Raw genomic sequence first — 19,613 nt, 5'->3', positions numbered from 1 at the left:
GGTGCCGAACATGCCGCAGCGCCCGGCGACGATGCTGTGGGGACAGCATGTCATCGGGCACCGCGGCAATGATCACCGGATCGGATCACCGTGTTCGGTTCACCGGATCGAGCGAAGTGGATTGGGAGCCTCGGGAGGCGGCTCGCTCAGGAGGCAAGGACCTCGTCGAGCAGGGCCTCTGCCTTGTCCTCGTTGGTGTTCTCGGCCAGCGCGAGTTCGCTGACCAGGATCTGGCGCGCCTTCGCCAGCATGCGCTTCTCTCCCGCGGAGAGACCGCGCTCCCGCTCACGGCGCCAGAGGTCGCGCACCACTTCAGCGACCTTGATGACGTCGCCGGAGGCGAGCTTCTCGAGATTTGCCTTGTAGCGACGGGACCAGTTCGTCGGCTCCTCGGCGTAGGGTGCCCGCAGCACCTCGAAGACCCGGTCCAGTCCGTCCTGACCGACCACATCGCGCACGCCGACGAACTCTGCGTTGTCCGCTGGCACACGTACCGTCAAGTCGCCCTGGGCGACCTTGAGCACCAAGTAGGTCTTGTCCACGCCTTTGATCTGACGAGTTTCGATAGCCTCGATCAGCGCGGCCCCGTGATGGGGATAGACCACGGTGTCGCCAACCTTGAACGTCATGTGACAGGTACCCCTTCCGTGGCTATCCAGGGTAACACGAGAACAGCTTCTTCTGAATGGCGTTTTCGCAGGTCAGGGCATATCTCGGGGCTTGACAACAGCGACGCGAACGTGCTGCGGAGACTCTCCGGAAGGGGGTATTCGCAGGTCGGAGCGGCTGCGCAGGCGATCAGAAACGTGCAGGCCGCGCACCTCCGGGAGGTCGCCGGACAGGCGACATGTCCCGTTTTGTCTGGTTCCAAGGCGTCCAGTTCCCGTGCTCCGTTCGGATGTCGGTCACACGCACGGGCGAGGCGCGGCGAACTTTCCCGAATTTGATCACGCGCGCCTTTTCGGTGATGAATGCATCCTGCACAAGGAATTGATCAAGCCGCATATGCGAGCGGAAGACGACGGGCACCGGGCCCGCCTCCGGAGTGCCCGCCGGGACCACAGGGGCGGGTCGGGTGCGGGGCGGCAACCCGGGGTCGGTAACCTGACCCCGCACCGTGATCGTTCCGTAGTCCGTACGTCCTAGGAGTTGCCGCCGCCGTGAGCCGCAGCCTTCGACGCGGCGCCCTCGCCGCCACCGCTCTCGTGTTCTCGCTCGCCTCGCTCACCGCCTGCGGGGCGGGTAACGACGCGCAGACCCTCGGCATCAGGCCGGACAACGCCGCCGTGTCGGTCGGCACCATCCAGGTCCAGAACGCGCTGGTGATCACCCAGCCCGAGTCCGGCGCCGAAGGCCCCGCCACGGTCTCGGCCACCGTCTTCAACAACGGTGACAAGGCGGAGACGCTGGAGGCCATCACCCTGCCCGGCTCCGAGGCGACGGTGAAGCTGACCCCGGCCGAGGGCTCCGGCCCGGTCACCGTCCCGGCGGGCGGCTCCGTGATCATCGGCGGCACCGGCAACGCCGCGGCGGAGATCGAGAACGGCCACGAGGCCACGAAGAACGGCGACGCGCAGGAGGTCGCCTTCAAGCTGAGCGAGACCGGCGAGGTCAAGCTCCAGGCGATGGTCGTCCCGTCGACCGGCTTCTACAAGGACTTCGGCCCGTCGGGTGCCCCCAGCCCCGCGGCGACGCCGACGACCGAGGCCAGCCCCAGCGCGGAGACCTCCCCGGAGGCCACGGCGACGGGCGAGGCGGGCGCGGAACACGGCGACAGCCACTGACGTACGCGTGAAGGGGCGCCGCACCGGTGACCGGTGCGGCGCCCCTTCGTACGTCTCAGCCCGCCCGGGGCCCCGCGCACAGCGCGCATGAGGGCGGGGGGCAGAACCCCGCCCCCCCCCGGTTTCGGGAAGGGGCGGGGCAGGGAAGGCGACCGGCCTACGGCTCGAACTTGTAACCCAGCCCCCGGACCGTCACCAGATACCGCGGAGCGCCCGGGTCGGGCTCGATCTTCGCCCGCAGCCGCTTCACATGGACGTCCAGCGTCTTCGTATCGCCCACGTAGTCCGCGCCCCACACCCGGTCGATGAGCTGCATCCGGGTCAGCACCCGCCCGGCGTTCCGCAGCAGCATCTCCAGGAGGTCGAACTCCTTGAGCGGCAGGTCCACCTTGGTGCCGTCGACCGTCACGACGTGCCGGTCCACGTCCATCCGTACCGGACCGGCCTCCAGAGCCGCGGGCGCGGTCTCCTCGGGCTCGCCCCGCCGCCGCAGCACCGCGCGGATGCGGGCGACCAGTTCGCGGGACGAGAAGGGCTTGGTCACATAGTCGTCGGCTCCTATCTCCAGGCCGACGACCTTGTCGATCTCGCTGTCCTTCGCCGTGACCATGATGACGGGGACGTTGGAACGGCCGCGCAGCTGCCGGCACACCTCGGTGCCGGGCAGGCCCGGCAGCATCAGGTCGAGGAGGACGAGGTCCGCGCCGTTGCGCTCGAACTCGTCGAGCCCCTCGGGCCCGGTGGTGGCGACCGCGACTTCGAATCCCTCCTTGCGGAGCATGTAGGACAGAGCCTCGCTGAAGGACTCCTCGTCCTCGACGACAAGCACTCGGGTCACGGAAGGACCTCCGGGGCTGAGAGTGGTTCGCTGTGGATCATGGAACGGGTGGTGGCTGGGGGTGCGCCGTGGTCGCGGTGGTCGCGTCCGGCGGCGCCCGCCTCGGGGAGGCGGAGAGTGAAGGTGGAACCCTGGCCCTCGCTGGACCAGACGGTGACCTCGCCGCCGTGCGAGGCGACCACGTGCTTGACGATGGCCAGGCCGAGGCCCGTACCTCCGGTGGCGCGGGAGCGGGCCGGGTCGACGCGGTAGAAGCGCTCGAAGATGCGCTCCTTGTCCTTGTCGGGGATCCCGATGCCCTGGTCGGTGACGGCGATCTCGATGAGGTCGCCACCGGGCGCGGTCACCCGCCGGGCGGCGATCCCGACGCGGGTGTGCGCCGGGGAGTAGTTGACCGCGTTCTCGACGAGGTTGCCGAGCGCGGCGGCGAGCTGGCCGCGGTGGCCCCAGACGAACAGGCCGGCGGTGCCGCCGGCGGCCATGGTGATGTTCTTGGTGGTGGCGGGCTGCCGGGAGCGGTCGATGGCCTCCGCGACCAGTTCGTCGATCCGTACGGGCTCGGCGTCCTCCAGCGGGTCGTCGTTCTGCACCCGGGAGAGGTCGATGAGTTCCTGTACGAGGTTGGTGAGCCGGGTCGCCTCGATCTGCATCCGCCCGGCGAAGCGGGTGACCGCCTCGGGGTCGTCGGCGGCGTCCATGACGGCCTCCGAGAGCAGGGACAGCGCCCCGACCGGCGTCTTCAGCTCGTGGCTGACGTTCGCGACGAAGTCGCGCCGTACCGCCTCTATGCGGCGCGCCTCGGTGAGGTCCTCGACGAGGAGGAGAACCAGGCGGGAGCCGAGAGGGGCGACGCGGGCGGAGACCGCGAGGGCCTCGCCGCGGCCGGTGCCACGGCGAGGCAGGTCCAGCTCGACCTGCCTTATCTCGCCGTCCCGCCGGGTGTCACGGGCCATCTGGAGCATCGGCTCCACGGCCAGCTTGCCGCCTCTGACCAGGCCCAGGGCGTACGCCGCCGAGCTGGCCTTGACGACGGAGTCGCTCTCGTCGAGGACGACGGCGGAGGAGCGGAGCACGGACAGCACCGTGTCGACACCGGGCGGCAGCACCGCCTCGGTGTGCAGGGAGCTACGGGTGACGAGCCGCGCCTGGTCGCGCTCGCTCCAGCGGAACGCCAGCATGGCGATGACGCCGGTGAGCAACCCGGCGATCGCTGCCGCTGCGGCGACCGCCGCGTTCACGTCCATGCGTCCAGGTTAGGCATGCTGGGAGACACTCTCCCAGCCGTCCCCGTGACTCCTCGAACACTCGTCGCTCAGAGTTCACCGAGGGGACGGTGCCGGTTCACTTGGGAGGGAGGCTCTCGACGCGTCCGGACCGGACCGTGAAAGCGTGGGGGTCCAGCCCCACCCGGACCCCGTTCACAGGCTAGAGAGGGACATCCATGCGGGACGCGTACCACGAGGAACTGGATTCGATCGGCGAGGGCCTCGTCGAGATGACGCGGCTGGTCGGCTCGGCCATCGGGCGCGCCACGACGGCGATGCTCGACGCGGATCTGAAGCTGGCGGAGGCGGTGATCGCGGCCGACCAGAAGATCGACGACCTCCAGCACGACCTGGAGGCGCGGGCGATCGCGCTGCTGGCCCGGCAGCAGCCGGTCGCGACGGATCTGCGGATCGTCGTGACCTCGCTGCGGATGAGCGCGGACCTGGAGCGGTCCGGCGACCTGGCCCAGCATGTCGCGAAGCTGGCCCGGCTGCGCTTCCCGGAGCGGGTGGTGCCGCAGGACCTGCACGCCACGATCCTGGAGATGGGCCAGCTGGCACAGCGGCTGATGGCCAAGGCGGCCGAGGTCATCATCACGAAGGACGTCGACCTGGCGCTCCAGCTGGAGCAGGACGACGACGAGATGGACCTGCTGCACCGCACCCTGTTCCAGCACCTGATGGACGACCGCTGGAAGCACGGCATCGAAACGGCGGTCGACGTGACCCTGCTGGGCCGCTACTACGAGCGCTTCGCGGACCACGCGGTGTCGGTGGCGAAGCGCGTGGTGTACCTGGTCACGGGCGAGCACGCGGACGAACTGCAGCCGGACACGCCCGTCGAGGGGGTGTAGCCTCCGGCGCCTCACGCGTGGGCGCGTCGGGGCACTGGGCGCATCCGTGCGCCGTTGACGCGCCCTGCGGGGCGGGCATGCAATGGGTGGCGGCGTCATCCGCCGTAGACGACGTACTCCCGTTCAGGAGGAACCCCATGGCAGATTCCCCCACGACCCGCGCCGAGTACGAGGAAGCCCCAGCCGCCCCGCGCGCAGCGCGCCACCTGCCGCTGCTGGGGGCCTGTGGCTGCGGCTCCGGCTGCAGCTGCGGCTGCCAGTCCGGCGGCTCCTGCCAGTGCGGCGGCGGCTGCGGGTAGGCCCGCGTCCATGTGCACCGGGGCCCTGTCCGCACCGCGCCGGACAGGGCCCCGTCACGTGGTCACTTCGCCAGGTCCGCGATCCGCCGCGCCGTCCAGTGCCCCGCCGCCCCCGGGCACCCGGCCAGATACGAGGCGACGGCCGCCCCGTCCCACGCGTCACCCGCGCCCAGCAGGCCCAGGTAGAGGTGCCGTACGTACGCGGCGGACGGCGGGTTCCAGGGCACGGCGTCCATCCGCCAGGGCGCGGTGAACGTGAGCAGCGGGTACCCGTCGCGGGTGCCGGGGCAGACGACCGTCTCGTACCGTCCCTCCCCCAGGACGGCCCGGCCGTCCCGCACCGCCTCCGCGAGGTCGAGGTCCGGAGCGGCCCCCGGCTCCCGGTACATCTCCTGCGCGTGGATGTCCGAGAACTGCGCGGCCGTGACCAGATGAGCCCGCGCGAGGATCCGCCTCCCGGAGGCCTCGGGGTCGTAGAAGGCCCGCCCGCCGCCCCAGACCGGCGACTCCGTGGCGAAGTACAGCGCCCCCGGCAGCTCCAGCGCGGCACTCGCGAGCGGCGGGGTCCGGTCCCGGCATCCGGGCTGCGGCCGTACGCCCCCCTCGGGCAGGCCGCCGGCGAGGTAGCAGGCCAGCCGCCCGGGGTGCGTGTTGGAGCCGTAGGAGACGTACCAGACGAGCGTGTGCGAGGGGGGTTCCGGGACCTCGTCCATGCCGCCCATGCTGCCAGGCGGGAACCTGCCCGGGAGCGCCGCCGTTGCCGGCCGTCCCCTGCCGTTCCCCGGCGTGGGCCCGGTCGTGCCGCTTCTGTCCCTGGAGAGCCCGCCGGGCCGTGGACTCTCCCCCTCCCTCCGGTGCCGGAGCCCCTCGGACGCGGTTCCGACCGTCCGAGGGGCTCCGGCACCCGTGTCGCGGGTCCGCGGGATGTCAGCGGTGGGCGGGGTGCTGCCCGCCCGGACGCCCGCCGGGGCCGGGCAGGGCCCCGGCTTCGGCCGCCGCGAGCACGGCGTCGGCCTGCTCGCGGGTCAGTTCGCCCTCGGCGACCGCGTCGTCGAGACGCTCCTTCAGACGCTCCTGCCGCTTGGTCGCACGCTCCTCCTGGCTCTCCGCGGACGACCGCTCCTCACGGGCCTCGGCCCGTTCGTCCTGCTTGGCCTTCCGGAACTTCTCCAGTGCCTCGGTCACCTTGTCCTCGGAGACCCCGAGGTCGGCGGCCAGGGAGACGGCGAGCTCCTTGTCCCGCTGCTCCCGCCGCTCCTCGCGGTGCTTCCGGTGCTCCTCGGCGCGCTCGGACCCTTCCTCCTGCGAGACGGACGACCCGTTCGCAGAAGGTCCGTCGTTCCCCTCGGCCAGAGCCACGGCGGGAAACAGCAGACCCAGCCCCGCGACACCGGCGACGGCAAGGGAAACGCGGATTCGCCTGGTCTTCATCGAGTACCTCCATGACGTGGTCGGCCAGATGCCCCGACGATCGCCGGTGAACCTTTCCCGGAAGTGAGAGCGAGCTGAGAATCACCTGTGAAACCGGGACGGCCGTCCGGCTCGGACGGCCGTCCCGGCCCCTCGTGGCGTGGCCGTACGGCCTCTTCCCCGGACGGTCCACCCGACGGGCGACGTGCGGGAAACGGACTTACGGTCGAGCGGGGCGCCGCAGCGCATGAGGAGCCGCGCCTTCCGACGCACCTCGATACCCCCGTCGGTTACCGACAGGAGACCACCTGCCATGGCCACAACATCTGAAACTCCGGTACTGGACACCCTCGCCGCGATGACGGTCGACTCGGTCGAGCGGTGCGGGCTGGCCCCGGAGACGTTCATGCTCACACGCATCGCGGCCCTTGCGGCCTCGGATGCCCCGCCGATCTCCTACATCGCCCATATCGACCCCGCCGTCCAGGCCGGTCTGACCGCCGAGCAGGTGCAGGACGTCCTGGTCGCCATCGCCCCGGTCGTGGGCACGGCCCGCGTCATGACGGCAGCCGGCAACATCGCCAAGGCCCTCGGCATCACGATCGCCGTCGCCGACGCCGAGGCCCAGGGCCGGGCGTAGACACCGCGCCGCCGAGGGCCCGGCAAGGGCCCCGAGCAGCGAAATGCCCCTGATCCGCACCGTGAGTGCAGATCAGGGGCATGTTCACTGTCTCTACTTCTTCTTGCCCTGGTTCTTGCCGGGGAGCTTGGTGAGCTGGGTTTTTGCTGGTCAGGAGTGGCGGGTTCATGCGCCTGGTGGTCGTCGTTGGTCGTCATCGGCCACGGTTGAGCGACGTCGGACGGCCCAGGGACGGCCCAGCTTTGGCACGTTTGGCTGACGCCGGCACCTTCGAGCCGACCAGTCTGAACCTCAGCCGACGACAGGCAGCCACGACGGCGGGTGCGCCGACCGACCACGCACGCGTATGCCTCGTTGCACCCCCACCGGCCTCAACCACGCTGCCGATGCCGTCGACCAGAGCAAGCGACGCCGACCGGGCCGTGGGACACCTCGGGGTCCGCCGACTCAAGGCCCTCAGCTCGGGAAGCTGCGGCAGTTTGCGGACGGCTCGGGTGCTGACCTGGGCGGATGCTCGGGGCACGGCTCTGTCCAAGCCGGTTGCCTTCCCGGTGATTCCCCGCTGTTTCCCCCTCGATCTGGTGCGCTTGTGGTGCTGTGCCGCATGCGCATCCTGTCGAAAGCACAGGGGCATGAGGGCCCGCGCCTCGTGCCATGATCCTCGGGTGCCGCAGATCCCGGGACACGAAGGCGGCCCTCTGATCGAGGGGAACGCGTATCTGGACCACCCCTTGTTCTGGCCGGTACACCTCGGTAGCTGTTTGCGCGGTGAGGACGCGCAACGAGCCGCGTTCGGTGCTGACTGGGATGCCGCCATGGAGCTGTACCGCGCGCTCTCCGCCGACCGCGAGTGGCCGGTGTTCAGCGTGCCCCTGCGCTCCGGCCACACCATCTACGTCGTCTACCGCAACCTCGGCGGAGACCAAGGAGTGGACTACCTGATAAGTCACCCAACTTGGCCCGTAGCGGAAACCCTCGCAGTGGACGACGGCCATTTCATGGGGCCCGGCGCGGCCTGGCCGGAACTGCTGTCCGCTGCTCGACAGCCGGCACAAGAGGGCGTGGGCGATACCGACGCTCGCCTCCTGCTTCTCTTTCCGACACTTGGCGATGCGCGGCTCCCCGACGACGCGGCGGTTCCTCTCACCGCCGCGCTTGCCGCTCTTACCTTGATCGAAGAGCCTGCCGAAGTAGCGGGGATGCTCCTTGAGAACCAGGGCCAATGGGAGCCTGCCCACTGGCGGTTGGCAGACGGTGTCTGGATCAACGACGGCGGACACTCCTACCGAAATCCTCGCAATGCCTTCGCCCTGTCCGCGGGGCGCCTGCGGGAGATCAGCAACGCTTTGAACGGCGAGGAGGGACAGCCGCACAGGGCATCCCGCTGAAGCTCTGAGCTTGGGAATCACCCTGAACTTGAACGCTTGCACCTCGTCTGACCTGCGGAAACGCCTTGGAGAAGGAGTGCTTCCTGGGGTGCGGAAGTAGCCTCTACTGACAGCTGTCTACCACCCCTACCGGCACGTTATGGCACGGCGTACACGGTCCCTCCCACGCCAGACGAGATCGCTGCTCATCGGCAGACGAGGATGCCGCCGAGGCAGGTGACGCGGAATGTACCTTCCGCCTGGATGGTCGCCTGCACTCGTTCTCGGGCGCGGTCGATCGTCTCCTTAAACGGCACGCCCATCTGGTCGGCCCATGCCTCGTACGAGGCCAGGTGGGCGACCACCGGCGTGGCGTCGGTCACGTCGATCACTCCCGGGAGGGGGATCGTCCGGACTTCGTCGAAGACGGTGCCCAGAATGGCCGGGGCGTCTTCCAGGGTGAAGCGGGCAGAGAGCTGGACGCGTGCGGGGCCCTCAGCGACGCCGAGGACGTCGCCAGAGGCTCGCCGCCAGAGGTCCTCCAGTTCCCGCTTGTCGGTCCTGCTGTTGGTGGACGCGATGGCGATACCGTCCTTGGCCAGGACACGGCCCAGCTCCTGGGCGGCTTGGGTCTGGTCCTCGACGTGGTAGAGCATGTGCATGGCCAGCGCTGCGCCCAGGGCCCCGTCCGCGATCGGGAGTCTCTGGGCGTCGGCGGCCACGGCGCCGGCGATGCCTGCCACGATGCCGGGCGAGATGTCCATGGGGAGCACGGTCAGGTCCGGCCGGTCGGCGCGAACCCGCTGTACGAACTTTCCGTTGCCGCAGCCCACGTCCGCCACTGCCCTGCGGACGCCGGCCAGCTCGCCCACGACGATGCCGGGGAGGTCGTGGCGCGGGGTCTGCCATTGGTAGAGGGACTGGCGGGCTGCGAGGTGTTGGCCGGTGCCGTAAGCCTGGGTGGAGAGCAGGCGTCGGTCGGTCACCGAAGGGTCGTTCGTGGGCTGGGTGGTCATCGCGGCTCCGTGGGTGTGCTGACGAGAGCGGGCCGGGCGGTCACCTCGTGGATGTGCTCGCGAAGATCGACCACCGGCCGTGAGTCACGGTACGGCCCGCTACCGATGAGCGTGTCCAGTTTGCGAAGCCTGATGGTGATGCTCGCGGTGTACTGGTCCGCGCCGAGGACCGCAGCGAGTTCCGTACTGGCTCCTTCCACTTCGCCGCTCGCCAGGTATGCGGTGGCCAGGTCCAGATGCGCGGCGTGCAAGTCCCCGGAGGACCGGTCGCCTTCCGGCCCGGACTGGTACAGCTCCACCGCACGGTTGGACGCGGCTATCGCCCGCTGGATCTGTTCGTCGCCGCCGACGGCCAGCAGCGTGGTGCCCGTGTAGGCCCACTGCTTCGCCTCAGGGAAAGCAAAGACGCCGGGCAGTTCGTCTCGTTCCGCGCTGCTGCGGGCTTCGTGGGCCAGGGCGAGGGAGCGCAACGCGCTGCGGCCCTCGCCGCCAGCTGCGAGGGCACGAGCCTCCAGGTTCAGCAATCGGGCTGCGATCGTCCCTGAGCCCGGCCCTCGGCCGTCCTCGCGTCCGGCCCGTGCCAGATCTGCGGCCTGCCGGTAGTCGCCCGTCCAGTAGGCGGCCAGCGATTGGAACGAGCGGGCCCAGGCTCGCAGCCTCGGGTGCTCCGCGATCTCCGCGCACTGCACCACGGTCCGCGCATGGGCGGAAGCGGAGGGCTGGTGGCCGAGGTCGAGGGATACGTGCGCCGCGAGGCCGGACAACCATCCTGCGAGCACGTACAGGTGCCGCGTCTGACCGGGGTACTGGCGGCCCTCGAGTAACCGGAACACGTCCGTGCGCAGGGTGCGGATCTCCGGGACCAGCAGGGGCAGAGGCCGGCTGACGAAGTCTCTGGCGAGCCGTTCCAGGTCGGCGTCGAACTGCTCCAGCACCAAGCCATTGACGTTGGTCGCGGCAACATGCCGGGCGAGCCGGACCGACAGCTCGGTGTCGGCGTGGAGACTGCTCACGTCGTCGGCGGGCGCCGAGGAGGCGTCCTGGGTGGAAGCTGCGCCCGTTGACTCTCCCTTCGGGTGCAAGCCCAGCTCTGCCTCGCTGCCGACTCGGAACACCGCACACAGTGACGCCCTGTAGTCGCCCGAGGGCCAGGTGATCGCTCCGCGTTCCAGCCGGGAGATCCAGTTCGCATCGAGCTCGGGGTCACGGCCCGTGGCCGCCTGGACCTGTGCGCATACCCGTTGGGCGGCCTGGGCCTGTGTCCATCGCTGCTCGCGCCTGAGTCGGCGCAGGATCTCGTTCGCCATCATCCCGCCGTCCGCTGGTCGAGTTGGGCGCCCGGAAGCCTAGCGGGATTCTGCCTAGTCCGTGCCCACAACGTGCCTAGCGGAATGCCCTGTTAAGGGCTCTGGCTGCGGAGTTGACTGAACTCCAGCCCCCGCTCAGACAGCCCCGGGAGAACCCTCGTGATCACCCATGCAACTCCGGTCCGGCGCGACATCACGTACAACCACGACGAGCAGCAGGCCACCCTGCCGATCGCGCTGCATCGACTCGACGGCACCACCGAGACCACGACCTTGGTCCTCGACCCCGCCCGGCTGGAGGTCCTGTACGCGCAGATGGACCGGGCGATCGGGATGCGGGAGGCGGCTGCGGGGCACCCGGCATGACTACCAGGCCCGCCGCCCAGGAGCCGGTGCCCACGGACACCGTGCACGCTCTGTGCACCCGTGTCCTCACGCCCAACACCTACCGGATACCGGTGGTGAAGTGCGGGAGACCACGGCCCTGCTGCGCAGCTACGTCCGGCTCCTGCTCGGCGAGACGGTCGATGTCAGCCAAGCCTGCACGGATACTGAGCGCTCCTGCCGCACGGGCCATGCGAGGGGCGGCTCGGGGCCTGGATCCACATGCGGGCCCTCGCCCGCGTTTGCCGTGTCCTGCTGATTGAGCGCCAGGTGAGACGGCAGCGCAACAGGGCAGCCGCCGACCAGGCTTCGAGGGAACCGGACTTGGTGGTGAGGCAGCGGATCGCTGTGATCGCCTACGTGATCCTCTGCGGCGCCGTCGTCAGCAGTCTCCTGTCCGCCACTGAACACTGACCACCCGCCGCTTGCGGCGGCGGGAAAGGGCGGCTGCATCCGCACCGCTCAAGACCGAAGTGATGGAGGCACGTCATGAACCGACCCAAGCCCCAGACGAAGCCGAGCGCGCCCGTGACCGCCGAGACGGTCCGCCGGCTCCAGCAGCGCGTGACGGCGTTCGCCGCCACCGGCACCACCCACAACTCCCCGACCACCTACCACCGGTAGGCCCTGCCGGTCCGCACACAGGCGCGGAGGGAGACGTCCGCTGTCCCCCTCCGCGCCACCCCCGCCCCCTTCCTGACCGCGCAAAGGAGTTCGTCATGGCAGCAGCCCCCGTCGGCCTGGAACTGACCTTCCTCGGCCACCAGACCTGGCACATCACCGACGGTCTCTCCTCCGTCCTCCTCGACCCGATCCTCGCGCCGGCCTTCGGGGCCGGGAGCCTGGAGTTCGAGATCTGGCCACCCCGCGCCGTGGACACCGAGGGCATGCCCGGCCCGGACGCCGTGATCCTCAGCCACGAGCACCTGGACCACTTCCACCTCCCCTCGCTCGACCTCCTCGCCCGCACGGTGCCCGTCTACACCGGCACCACCACCCCGGTCGCCGTCACCGAGGCCATCGAAGCCCTGGGCTTCACCGTGCACCGCGTGGACCACACCCAGCCGCTGAACGTCGGCGACATCGAGATCACCCTCTACCCCGCCGGCGCCCGCACCCTCTTCTGGGAGAAGCGCGTCTCCCAGCCCCTGGTCCGCCTGTCCGGCACCACCGGGAACGACGTCTTCATCGGCGTCGACGCCGACGTCTCGGACCTCTACATCGAGCAGCTGGCCCAGGGCGTCCTCGCCCCGCCCCGGCTCGCCGTGGTCTCCAACAACGCCCAGACCGTTCCGTACGGCGCGCTCGGCGCGGACAACAACCTGCTGCCCGGCATGGACGGCCCCCGCAACCGCACCACCGGTCTCCAGATCCTCAACGGCCTGCTCATCGACTACCTCAAGCCCCTGGACGGCGTGCGGGACGTCGCCCTGTGCGGCAACGGCTTCACCGCGCCCCGCAGCCCCCACGGCCCGTTCCTCTACGCCGACCACAAGGCCCTGGCCGCCACCGCCAACGAGCTCCAGCACCTCTTCCGCGTCCACGGCGCCCGCCCCGGCGACCGCCTCACCGTCCCGGCAGGCGACGGGCCGATCGCCGCCTCCCGCGTCCCCTGGGTCACCCCCGACCCCGTGGCGGAGGAGTCCGCGCTCGCCGCACTGGCCGACTTCCTCGACTCCCCGCAGCACGTCGAGCCCACACCGATCACCCCGGCCCTGACCGAGGAGGAGTGGGAGAAGGCCAGTGCCCTGGTGGCCGAGGAGCTGCCCCGGCTCGCCCGTGAACTCATCGCCACCCGCACCGGTGCCCTGGCCACCAGCATCCACGACTACCTGGCCGGCCCTCTCGGAGCACACCGCGCCGTCCTGCGCCTCCTCGACCCGCCCGGCCGCCCTGGCGAGATCGACTCCCACGCCTGGAACATCACCGGCCCCACCTGGGACAGGATCGCCACGACCAGCCGGGAGGAGGCCATGGCCACCCACCCCTTCGGCATCGAGATCTACTTCCAGGACTTCGCCGCCGTCTTCCTCGGCCGCGCCCAGATCTGGGACGTCGTCGGCGGCTCGTACCAGGGCTGGCACATCGGCGAGAACCTCGACTCCCCGGTCTACGCCCTCTTCGCGATCTACGGTGAGCACCAGCGGCCCGACCTCGCCGCCCGCTGCTACGCCCACAGCCTCGCCGCGCTCGGTATCCCACAGGAGACCGCGGCATGACCGCCGCCCCCGACGGGCCGCTGGACGGCGCCGCCCGTACGCGGCCCGACGGGTGGCTGGCCAACCCGCTCACCACCGACCCCGCCACCGCCGAGCGCCAGGCGTACGTGCTCCTCGCTCGCCACCACGCGGGCGAGCCGGGACCGGTGCGCTGCCTGACATCCCGCTACCGCACAGCCGTCTTCGCCCTCGGCGCCCCTCCCCGGCGGGTCCTGAAGAGGCACGCGGACGAGGCCGGCTACCTCGGCGAAGTCCTCGCCTACGAGCTCCTGGCCGACGAGCACGTCCTGCCGGGCCTCCACCGCGCCTGCGACACCTCCCGCACACTGCTGGTCGAACACCTCGACGAGGAGGTCACCCTCTCGGGCACCGACGCCTTCGACGAGCTGGTCCGGTCGGTCGCCCTCATCCACACCGCCTCCGCCCGCTGGCAGCCCGAGGTCACCGAAACCATGGCCCTCTGGCACACCACAGCCGCCCTGGATGCCCCGTCCCCGGACTGGATCACCCGACCCGACGACTGGCACCGGCTCCTCCGACTCGTCACAGACGCCCACGGACCCGGCCACGTACCGCTCGGCCATCTGGACCTCAAGCCGGAGCACGTCCGCCGCCGCGCCGACGGGCACCTCGCCCTCATCGACGCAGAAACCCTCCGCCCGGACATCACCGGGCTGCCCGACCTGATCACCCTTGCCCACATGGCGGCCCAGCAAGGGCGTCCCTCCCCGCGCTGGGTACGCCACGCCTACCTGCATCACGTCCGCGAACTCGGCGCCCACTGGAACGACCACGACCTCATACGCGCCCTGGCAGCGTTCACCGCTGCCACCGGCCTCCGATCCCTGCACGGCGCCCACGAATAACCATCTCAGCGGTACCGTGCCGCTTCCCGACGCAAGGAGAATCCCAAGTGCGCGGTATCCGAACCGTCATGGTCTTCGTCGACGACCCCGAAGCCGCAGCCCGCTGGTGGGGCGAGATCTTCGAAGCCGAGGTCAAGCTCGACATCAACGGCACCGCCGTTTACGCCTGGCTCGACCTCGACGGACTCGAGTTCGGCTTTCACCAGGCGTCCCCCAAGGCCAACGCCCACGGGCGAAGCACCGTCCCGTACTGGTCCGTCAAGGACCTCGACACCGAACGCAAGCGTCTCCTGGAAGCGGGCTGCACTCACCACCGCGGCCCCCTCGACGTGGAGCCCGGTCGGCGGATCTGCCAGCTCATCGACCCGTTCGGCACCGTCTTCGGACTCGACGGGCCCTGACCCCTCGGAGCCCCAATGCGCCACTGGCCCCTCACCGCCCTCGAGCTCACCACCGCCGAGCTCGTCCTACGCCTCCCCTCAGACGACGAGCTCGACAGCCTCGCCCAGGTGGCGGCCGACGGAGTCGTGCCCGACGGCGCCGTGTACTTCCCGCAGCCCTGGGCCTCGGCACCGCCGGCCGAGCGGGCCAGGAGCGTCCTGCAGAACCACTGGTGGGCGCGAGGCGACTGGACCAGCGAGAACTGGCGTCTCCTCCTCGCCGTCTTCCACGACGGCCAGGTCATCGGCCAGCAGAACCTCTCCGCCCGCGGCTTCGCCGCCACCGGCGAGGCCCGCACCGGCTTCTGGCTCGGCCGCCGTTTCCAGGGCCAGGGCTACGGCACCCAGATGCGTGCCGCGGCTCTGGCCCTCGCCTTCGACGGCCTTGGTGCCGCCCGCGTCACCTCCACTGCCTTCGCCGACAACGCCGCCTCCCGGGCGGTATCCCGCAAGTTCGGCTACCGCCCGAACGGCGTCCACCGCGTCGCCGTGGACAGCCACCCCTACGACGTCCACGAGGAGGTCATAGAGGCGGCCGGCTGGCACGGCCACACCAAGACGATTCCCGTCGACACGGCTGGACTCTCCGGTTGCATCTCCTTCTTCCGTTGACGGGAGCCCGTCCGGAAGGACGTGAGGGAGCGGGCCGACGGCGGCCATTGTGCACACCCCCTTCTGGGAGCACCACGCTCGGCGTTGACCCGAAGGGGTCAGGGTCGCGATATCAGCCGAAAGACTCACTCGCCCGGTTCATCTCCGTCGATACGCAACACCCTGACCGCCGACACCGGCGCCAAGCTGAAGGACCTCATGGTCCGAGCGGGCCAGTCGTCCGAGCGGGCACAGCTGATCTACCAGCACTCCGCCGAGGAGCATCAGCGCAAGCTCGCCGACGACATCGACGCCAACTTCCGCAGCCAGCGCACATCGACGGACCGGGAGGCGGGCGCTGCGCGACCGCCTCCGTTCACAGGATCGTTCCGCCCCTCCGGCTCCCACAGGAGCGGCCCGGCGGAGGTGACGCACGGGGGTGCGGTTCCGGTAGCCAGCCGGGCCGCACCTCTGTGGCATGTGGCGCAGGTCACCCGAAACGCGTCTCGGGGTTCGAGACGGTTCGGCGCGCGGTGGCCGCGAGCGACGAATTGGGGCCCAATCTGACGCCCCGTTACGGCACTTATGGCAAGCGAATGGCACGCGGGTCTTTATAGGTCTAGACAATAAACAAGCCCCAGTTCGCTGACCCGGGGGCTTTGCCGTGGAGCGGATGACGGGAATCGAACCCGCGCTCTGAGCTTGGGAAGCTCGGTTTTCTTGACGGCGGTTGTGGCGCTGACCTGTGGCGGAGCGGTGTTGCAGCCCTGGTCGCACCCGGCGGCCAGTCCCCGCTTTTCCCCGTGGGTTCCCGTAGGATCTGGCGCGCGAACGGCACGGCCCCTTCGCCTCGAACTCCCTTGGCGCTGGGCCCCGGAGCGTCTGAGCCTCAGCCAACGACAGTCAGCCACGACGGCGGGTCAGCCGACCGTACAGGCGCGCGCGTGTCTCGCCGCACCCACACCGGTCTCAGCCACCATGCCTGTGCCGTGAACAGAGCAAGCCAAGGCGGCCGGCCCGTGACGGACGGACCTCCGGTGACGAAACAGCTGATCTTCACCAGGCCGCGCGGCGGGCATGTGTGGCGCACGTCTCTGAACGAGGAGGTGTGGAAGCGAGCGCCGGCGTGATCCCCGGGCGGTTAGTACGCCGAGTCACGCGAGAACGGCATGCGCGCCCTCCGCCACTTCTACGCCTCGGTACTCCTGGATGCGGTCGAGAACATCAAATCCCTCGCCGAGTACCTCGGTCACTCGGACCCGGGTCTGCCCCTCCGCGTGTACGCAAACCTCATGCCGTCCAGCCAGGAGCGCACCCGAAAAGCCGTGGCTGCCGTCTTCGAGGGCGCATACGCTCCCGTTCGCTGAGGCAGGAGGGCGAGATGTCCGACGAGGAGTCCACCGAGTACTACACGCTGCTCTGCGACGACCCGTCCCACGAGGCGGTGCTCATCGACTGCGGGGCCCGCGAGTTGGATGTGATCCGAGCCGTGCGCAAAGTGACCGGGCTAAGCTTGTGGCACAGCCGGGTACTGGCACGCCAAGCGCCCGTCGCCCTCCTTGAGGGCCTGTCTGCGTACAGGGCCCAGTCCGCTGTCGCTGTGCTCCAGAGCGCCGGTGCCAGAGCGGAGTGGAGACAGGAGCCAGAGCCCGGAGAGCGCGCGACTCCATCGCCCTGACGGCCCAGAGACGGCCCAGAGGCAGCGAAAAGCCCCCTCCCAGCGGAGAAACCGCAGGCAGGGGGCTTACGCGTGGGCGCTTACTTCTTCTTGCCCTGGTTCTTGACCGCCTCGATGGCCGCCGCCGCGGCCTGCGGGTCGAGGTACCGGCCGCCGGGGGTGACCGGGCGGAAGTCGGCGTCCAGCTCGTAGTACAGCGGGATGCCCGTCGGGATGTTCAGGCCCGCGATGTCGGCGTCGGAGATGCCGTCCAGGTGCTTGACCAGCGCGCGCAGGCTGTTGCCGTGGGCGGCGATCAGGACCGTGCGGCCGGCCAGCAGGTCAGGGACGATGCCGTCGTACCAGTACGGCAGCATCCGCTGGACGACGTCCTTCAGGCACTCGGTGCGCGGGCGCAGCTCGCTCGGGATCGAGGCGTAGCGCGGGTCGTGGGCCTGCGAGAACTCGTTGTCGTCGGCCAGAGCCGGCGGCGGTGTGTCGTAGGAGCGGCGCCACAGCATGAACTGCTCCTCGCCGAACTCCGCGAGCGTCTGCGCCTTGTCCTTGCCCTGCAGGGCGCCGTAGTGGCGCTCGTTCAGCCGCCAGGAGCGGTGCACCGGGATCCAGTGGCGGTCGGCGGCCTCCAGGGCGAGCTGCGCGGTGCGGATCGCGCGCTTCTGGAGGGAGGTGTGCAGGACGTCGGGGAGCAGTCCGGCGTCCGTCATCAGCTCACCGCCCCGGACCGCCTCCTTCTCGCCCTTCTCGGTGAGGTTGACGTCCACCCAGCCGGTGAACAGGTTCTTCGCGTTCCACTCGCTCTCGCCGTGGCGGAGCAGGATCAGCTTGTACGGTGCGTCGGCCATGCGTACGAGCCTAATGGACGCGTCCTACGGGTGACGGCGGCGCTCACAGGCCGGACGGGCCGGGCGCACACGGGGCGGGACCGCTCGCGGACTGTTGACGGTCGCCGTCAATTCGGTGGCAGGACGGTGGGTACGCCCCGTAAGTTCCAGGCGTCCGGACAGCCACTTACTGCCACTTACCGCCACTCACAGCCGCTGAGATGCCGCCGCCGCAGGGGAGCCCGCGTGTTTCTCGTCCCGCTCATACGATCCGCACGCGCCACCGTGTCCGGCCTGCCCCCCGGCTTCTGGTGGCTGTGGCTGTCGACGCTGGTGAACCGTACGGGCGCGTTCGTCCTCACCTTCCTGTCCCTCTTCCTCACCCAGGAGCTGGGCTTCTCGGGCTGGTACGCGGGGCTCGTCATCGCCCTGCACGGGCTCGGCGGCATCGCCGGGTCGCCGCTTGGCGGCATCCTGAGCGACCGGTGGGGACGGCGGCCCACGATGGTGGCCGGGCAGCTCGGCGGGGCTGCCGGCGCGCTGGCCCTGGCGGTGGTGACCAGCCCCTGGGCGGTCGCGGCGGTCGTGCTGCTGATGGGCGTGGCCATGCAGGCGGTGCGGCCGGCGATCAGCGCGACCATCGCGGACCAGGTGCCTGAACCGGACCGGCGGCGCGCGTACGCGCTGAACTACTGGGCGCTGAACCTGGGCTTCGCCATCGCGGCGACGGGCGGCGGCGCGGCGCTGGTCTTCGGCTACCGGACGCTGTTCGTGGTGGAGGCGTGCGCGGTGGTGCTGTGCGCGCTGATCGTGTTCCTGAAACTGCCGGAGACGCGGCCGGAGACCGGTGAGGGCGAGCACGGCGAACCGGATGCCGGGGCCGCCGCACAGCAGAAGCTGTCGACGCTGGACATCCTCCGGGACGGCCCGTTCCGGACACTCGTCCTGCTGAGCCTGCTGGTCTGCACGCTGTTCATCACGCCGTGGGTGGGACTGCCGCTGACGATGACGGGCGCGGGCCTGCCGCCGGAGTCGTACGGTCCGGTGATCGCCGTCAACGGTGTGGCGATCGTCGCGCTGCAGCTGCTGGTCAACAGGGTGACCGAGCGGCGGAAGCCGGTGACGCTGCTGGTGGTGTCCTCGCTGCTGTTCGCGGTGGGACTGGGCGCGACGGCGCTGGCGGCGACGCCGCTGATGTTCGCGGCGACGGTGGTGGTGTGGACGCTGGGCGAGATGGTGTTCGTCCCGGTCAACGCCGCCGCGACCGCCCGGCTGGCACCGGTCCACGCCCGGGGCCGCTACCAGGGTGTGATGGGCATGGCGTGGTCGGTGGGCGGCTTCGTCGCGCCCGTCTCGGCCGGCTGGATCGTGGAGGGCCCGGGACCGGTCGTCCTGTGGCTGTCCTGCGCGTTCATCGGCGCGGCAGCCGCGGCCGGCTACGGCCTGCTGCTGCGCCGCGCCCTGTCGGAGGAGGCACCGCGGGACACGGAGACGGTGGCGGTGGCCCCGAAGTCCCCGCAGCCGCCGGTACGGCATGCCGGTGAGACGCGCGAGAAGCAGCCCTCATAGCGGGGACGGGGCATCGGCCTCGTACGGACCGGACCGGGGCGTACGGACACCCGGGTGCCGTACACCCGGTCACTCCCCGCGTCCGGCCGCTCTGCCAGGCCGCCTGCGCGCTCGCCCTGAACCGGCATGTCCTGCTGCCCGGCCCGGCCGTGATCCCCACCGCGCGACCGGAGACCGTCGCGGCCCGCCTCGCCGAGCGCGGAAGGCGCCACCGCTTCCACGACGCCCCGACCCGGGAGGTCGAGCTCTGCCGCGATGCTGACAG

The 19,613-nt window shown here is 70.4% G+C and carries 21 protein-coding genes and 1 pseudogene; 14 read left to right on the top strand and 8 right to left on the bottom strand.

Translation table 11 applies throughout. The features are described from left to right. Positions 1-146: 146 nt before the first annotated feature. Positions 147-629, bottom strand: coding sequence for a CarD family transcriptional regulator (locus I3F58_RS03320; protein WP_003953493.1), 483 nt, complete (start codon positions 627-629; stop codon positions 147-149). Positions 630-1,160: 531 nt separating this feature from the next. Between I3F58_RS03320 and I3F58_RS03315 the strand changes: the two genes are divergently transcribed. Then, positions 1,161-1,784 (top strand): DUF461 domain-containing protein, encoded by a 624-nt coding sequence (locus I3F58_RS03315; RefSeq protein WP_240106636.1) that lies wholly within the window; start codon positions 1,161-1,163, stop codon positions 1,782-1,784. A gap of 157 nt (positions 1,785-1,941) precedes the next feature. Here I3F58_RS03315 and I3F58_RS03310 read toward each other — a convergent pair whose 3' ends face one another. Both I3F58_RS03310 and I3F58_RS03305 read right to left on the bottom strand, forming a co-directional pair. Beyond that, entirely contained in the window at positions 1,942-2,622 is a 681-nt protein-coding gene (locus tag I3F58_RS03310; RefSeq protein ID WP_240106635.1) for a response regulator transcription factor, read from the bottom strand. Continuing rightward, on the bottom strand, positions 2,619-3,866 hold the full coding sequence (locus I3F58_RS03305) for a cell wall metabolism sensor histidine kinase WalK (RefSeq protein WP_240106634.1): 1,248 nt from the start codon (positions 3,864-3,866) through the stop codon (positions 2,619-2,621). The genes I3F58_RS03310 and I3F58_RS03305 overlap by 4 nt, the downstream gene beginning before the upstream one ends. A gap of 197 nt (positions 3,867-4,063) precedes the next feature. Between I3F58_RS03305 and phoU the strand changes: the two genes are divergently transcribed. Beyond that, positions 4,064-4,741, top strand: coding sequence for a phosphate signaling complex protein PhoU (gene phoU / locus I3F58_RS03300; RefSeq protein ID WP_240106633.1), 678 nt, complete (start codon positions 4,064-4,066; stop codon positions 4,739-4,741). A gap of 137 nt (positions 4,742-4,878) precedes the next feature. Continuing rightward, the gene (locus I3F58_RS03295) at positions 4,879-5,040 is read left to right on the top strand and encodes a hypothetical protein (protein WP_240106632.1); all 162 of its coding nucleotides are present in this window, start codon (positions 4,879-4,881) and stop codon (positions 5,038-5,040) included. 62 nt (positions 5,041-5,102) lie between these two features. On the opposite strand, the gene I3F58_RS03290 is transcribed toward I3F58_RS03295, so the two are convergent. Continuing rightward, complete coding sequence (locus tag I3F58_RS03290) at positions 5,103-5,753, bottom strand: histone deacetylase (RefSeq protein WP_240106631.1); 651 nt, start codon at positions 5,751-5,753, stop codon at positions 5,103-5,105. Between the two features lie 214 nt (positions 5,754-5,967). Beyond that, complete coding sequence (locus I3F58_RS03285; protein ID WP_240106630.1) at positions 5,968-6,471, bottom strand: hypothetical protein; 504 nt, start codon at positions 6,469-6,471, stop codon at positions 5,968-5,970. A 292-nt stretch (positions 6,472-6,763) separates the two neighbouring features. On the opposite strand from I3F58_RS03285, the gene I3F58_RS03280 reads away from it, so the two are divergent. Beyond that, entirely contained in the window at positions 6,764-7,090 is a 327-nt protein-coding gene (locus tag I3F58_RS03280) for a carboxymuconolactone decarboxylase family protein (RefSeq protein WP_240106629.1), read from the top strand. Positions 7,091-7,755: 665 nt separating this feature from the next. Next, positions 7,756-8,478, top strand: coding sequence for a hypothetical protein (locus tag I3F58_RS03275; RefSeq protein ID WP_240106628.1), 723 nt, complete (start codon positions 7,756-7,758; stop codon positions 8,476-8,478). A gap of 185 nt (positions 8,479-8,663) precedes the next feature. On the opposite strand, the gene I3F58_RS03270 is transcribed toward I3F58_RS03275, so the two are convergent. Continuing rightward, positions 8,664-9,473, bottom strand: a complete 810-nt coding sequence (locus tag I3F58_RS03270; RefSeq protein WP_240106627.1) for a class I SAM-dependent methyltransferase — start codon at positions 9,471-9,473, stop codon at positions 8,664-8,666. Then, positions 9,470-10,780: a helix-turn-helix transcriptional regulator gene (locus I3F58_RS03265; RefSeq protein WP_240106626.1), complete on the bottom strand. Its 1,311-nt coding sequence runs from the start codon at positions 10,778-10,780 to the stop codon at positions 9,470-9,472. Before I3F58_RS03265 ends, I3F58_RS03270 begins: the two co-directional genes overlap by 4 nt. A gap of 159 nt (positions 10,781-10,939) precedes the next feature. On the opposite strand from I3F58_RS03265, the gene I3F58_RS03260 reads away from it, so the two are divergent. The 8 genes and pseudogenes from I3F58_RS03260 (at position 10,940) to I3F58_RS03225 (ending at position 16,958) form a co-directional block, all read left to right on the top strand. Then, positions 10,940-11,146, top strand: a complete 207-nt coding sequence (locus I3F58_RS03260) for a hypothetical protein (RefSeq protein ID WP_240106625.1) — start codon at positions 10,940-10,942, stop codon at positions 11,144-11,146. Between the two features lie 507 nt (positions 11,147-11,653). Further along, positions 11,654-11,788, top strand: coding sequence for a hypothetical protein (locus I3F58_RS29265; protein WP_275678050.1), 135 nt, complete (start codon positions 11,654-11,656; stop codon positions 11,786-11,788). A gap of 95 nt (positions 11,789-11,883) precedes the next feature. Then, complete coding sequence (locus I3F58_RS03255) at positions 11,884-13,383, top strand: MBL fold metallo-hydrolase (RefSeq protein ID WP_240106624.1); 1,500 nt, start codon at positions 11,884-11,886, stop codon at positions 13,381-13,383. After that, positions 13,380-14,249, top strand: a complete 870-nt coding sequence (locus I3F58_RS03250; RefSeq protein ID WP_240106623.1) for a hypothetical protein — start codon at positions 13,380-13,382, stop codon at positions 14,247-14,249. Before I3F58_RS03255 ends, I3F58_RS03250 begins: the two co-directional genes overlap by 4 nt. A 47-nt stretch (positions 14,250-14,296) precedes the next feature. Continuing rightward, positions 14,297-14,650 carry a VOC family protein gene (locus tag I3F58_RS03245; protein ID WP_240106622.1) on the top strand — a complete coding sequence of 118 codons (354 nt, stop codon included), beginning with the start codon at positions 14,297-14,299 and terminating at the stop codon, positions 14,648-14,650. 15 nt (positions 14,651-14,665) lie between these two features. Then, a complete protein-coding gene (locus I3F58_RS03240; protein ID WP_240106621.1) occupies positions 14,666-15,301 on the top strand; it encodes a GNAT family N-acetyltransferase in 636 nt (211 codons plus the stop codon). A 1,004-nt stretch (positions 15,302-16,305) separates the two neighbouring features. Beyond that, positions 16,306-16,647: pseudogene (locus I3F58_RS03230) on the top strand (site-specific integrase); the annotation flags it as partial. Positions 16,648-16,661: 14 nt separating this feature from the next. Continuing rightward, entirely contained in the window at positions 16,662-16,958 is a 297-nt protein-coding gene (locus I3F58_RS03225; RefSeq protein WP_240106620.1) for a ribosomal protein L7/L12, read from the top strand. Positions 16,959-17,038: 80 nt separating this feature from the next. Here the strand turns inward: I3F58_RS03225 and I3F58_RS03220 are convergent, their stop codons facing one another. Further along, on the bottom strand, positions 17,039-17,800 hold the full coding sequence (locus I3F58_RS03220; RefSeq protein WP_240106619.1) for a phosphoglyceromutase: 762 nt from the start codon (positions 17,798-17,800) through the stop codon (positions 17,039-17,041). A 264-nt stretch (positions 17,801-18,064) separates the two neighbouring features. On the opposite strand from I3F58_RS03220, the gene I3F58_RS03215 reads away from it, so the two are divergent. Next, positions 18,065-19,348 (top strand): MFS transporter, encoded by a 1,284-nt coding sequence (locus I3F58_RS03215; RefSeq protein ID WP_240106618.1) that lies wholly within the window; start codon positions 18,065-18,067, stop codon positions 19,346-19,348. Positions 19,349-19,613 lie beyond the last annotated feature (265 nt).

The sequence above is a fragment of the Streptomyces sp. MUM 203J genome, assembly GCF_022414595.1.
Classification (GTDB): Bacteria; Actinomycetota; Actinomycetes; order Streptomycetales; family Streptomycetaceae; genus Streptomyces.
This window is presented reverse-complemented; position numbering and strand designations above follow the sequence as displayed.

Bases quoted from the DNA above. Each gene is read 5' to 3' on its own strand.
- I3F58_RS03225 (WP_240106620.1), top strand. From the start codon at position 16,662: ATGTCCGACGAGGAGTCCACCGAGTACTACACGCTGCTCTGCGACGAC.
- I3F58_RS03305 (WP_240106634.1), bottom strand. From the start codon at position 3,866: ATGGACGTGAACGCGGCGGTCGCCGCAGCGGCAGCGATCGCCGGGTTG.
- I3F58_RS03250 (WP_240106623.1), top strand. From the start codon at position 13,380: ATGACCGCCGCCCCCGACGGGCCGCTGGACGGCGCCGCCCGTACGCGG.
- I3F58_RS03280 (WP_240106629.1), top strand. From the start codon at position 6,764: ATGGCCACAACATCTGAAACTCCGGTACTGGACACCCTCGCCGCGATG.
- I3F58_RS03220 (WP_240106619.1), bottom strand. From the start codon at position 17,800: ATGGCCGACGCACCGTACAAGCTGATCCTGCTCCGCCACGGCGAGAGC.
- I3F58_RS03240 (WP_240106621.1), top strand. From the start codon at position 14,666: ATGCGCCACTGGCCCCTCACCGCCCTCGAGCTCACCACCGCCGAGCTC.
- phoU (WP_240106633.1), top strand. From the start codon at position 4,064: ATGCGGGACGCGTACCACGAGGAACTGGATTCGATCGGCGAGGGCCTC.
- I3F58_RS03265 (WP_240106626.1), bottom strand. From the start codon at position 10,780: ATGGCGAACGAGATCCTGCGCCGACTCAGGCGCGAGCAGCGATGGACA.
- I3F58_RS03295 (WP_240106632.1), top strand. From the start codon at position 4,879: ATGGCAGATTCCCCCACGACCCGCGCCGAGTACGAGGAAGCCCCAGCC.
- I3F58_RS03285 (WP_240106630.1), bottom strand. From the start codon at position 6,471: ATGAAGACCAGGCGAATCCGCGTTTCCCTTGCCGTCGCCGGTGTCGCG.
- I3F58_RS03290 (WP_240106631.1), bottom strand. From the start codon at position 5,753: ATGGACGAGGTCCCGGAACCCCCCTCGCACACGCTCGTCTGGTACGTC.
- I3F58_RS03255 (WP_240106624.1), top strand. From the start codon at position 11,884: ATGGCAGCAGCCCCCGTCGGCCTGGAACTGACCTTCCTCGGCCACCAG.
- I3F58_RS29265 (WP_275678050.1), top strand. From the start codon at position 11,654: ATGAACCGACCCAAGCCCCAGACGAAGCCGAGCGCGCCCGTGACCGCC.
- I3F58_RS03320 (WP_003953493.1), bottom strand. From the start codon at position 629: ATGACGTTCAAGGTTGGCGACACCGTGGTCTATCCCCATCACGGGGCC.
- I3F58_RS03270 (WP_240106627.1), bottom strand. From the start codon at position 9,473: ATGACCACCCAGCCCACGAACGACCCTTCGGTGACCGACCGACGCCTG.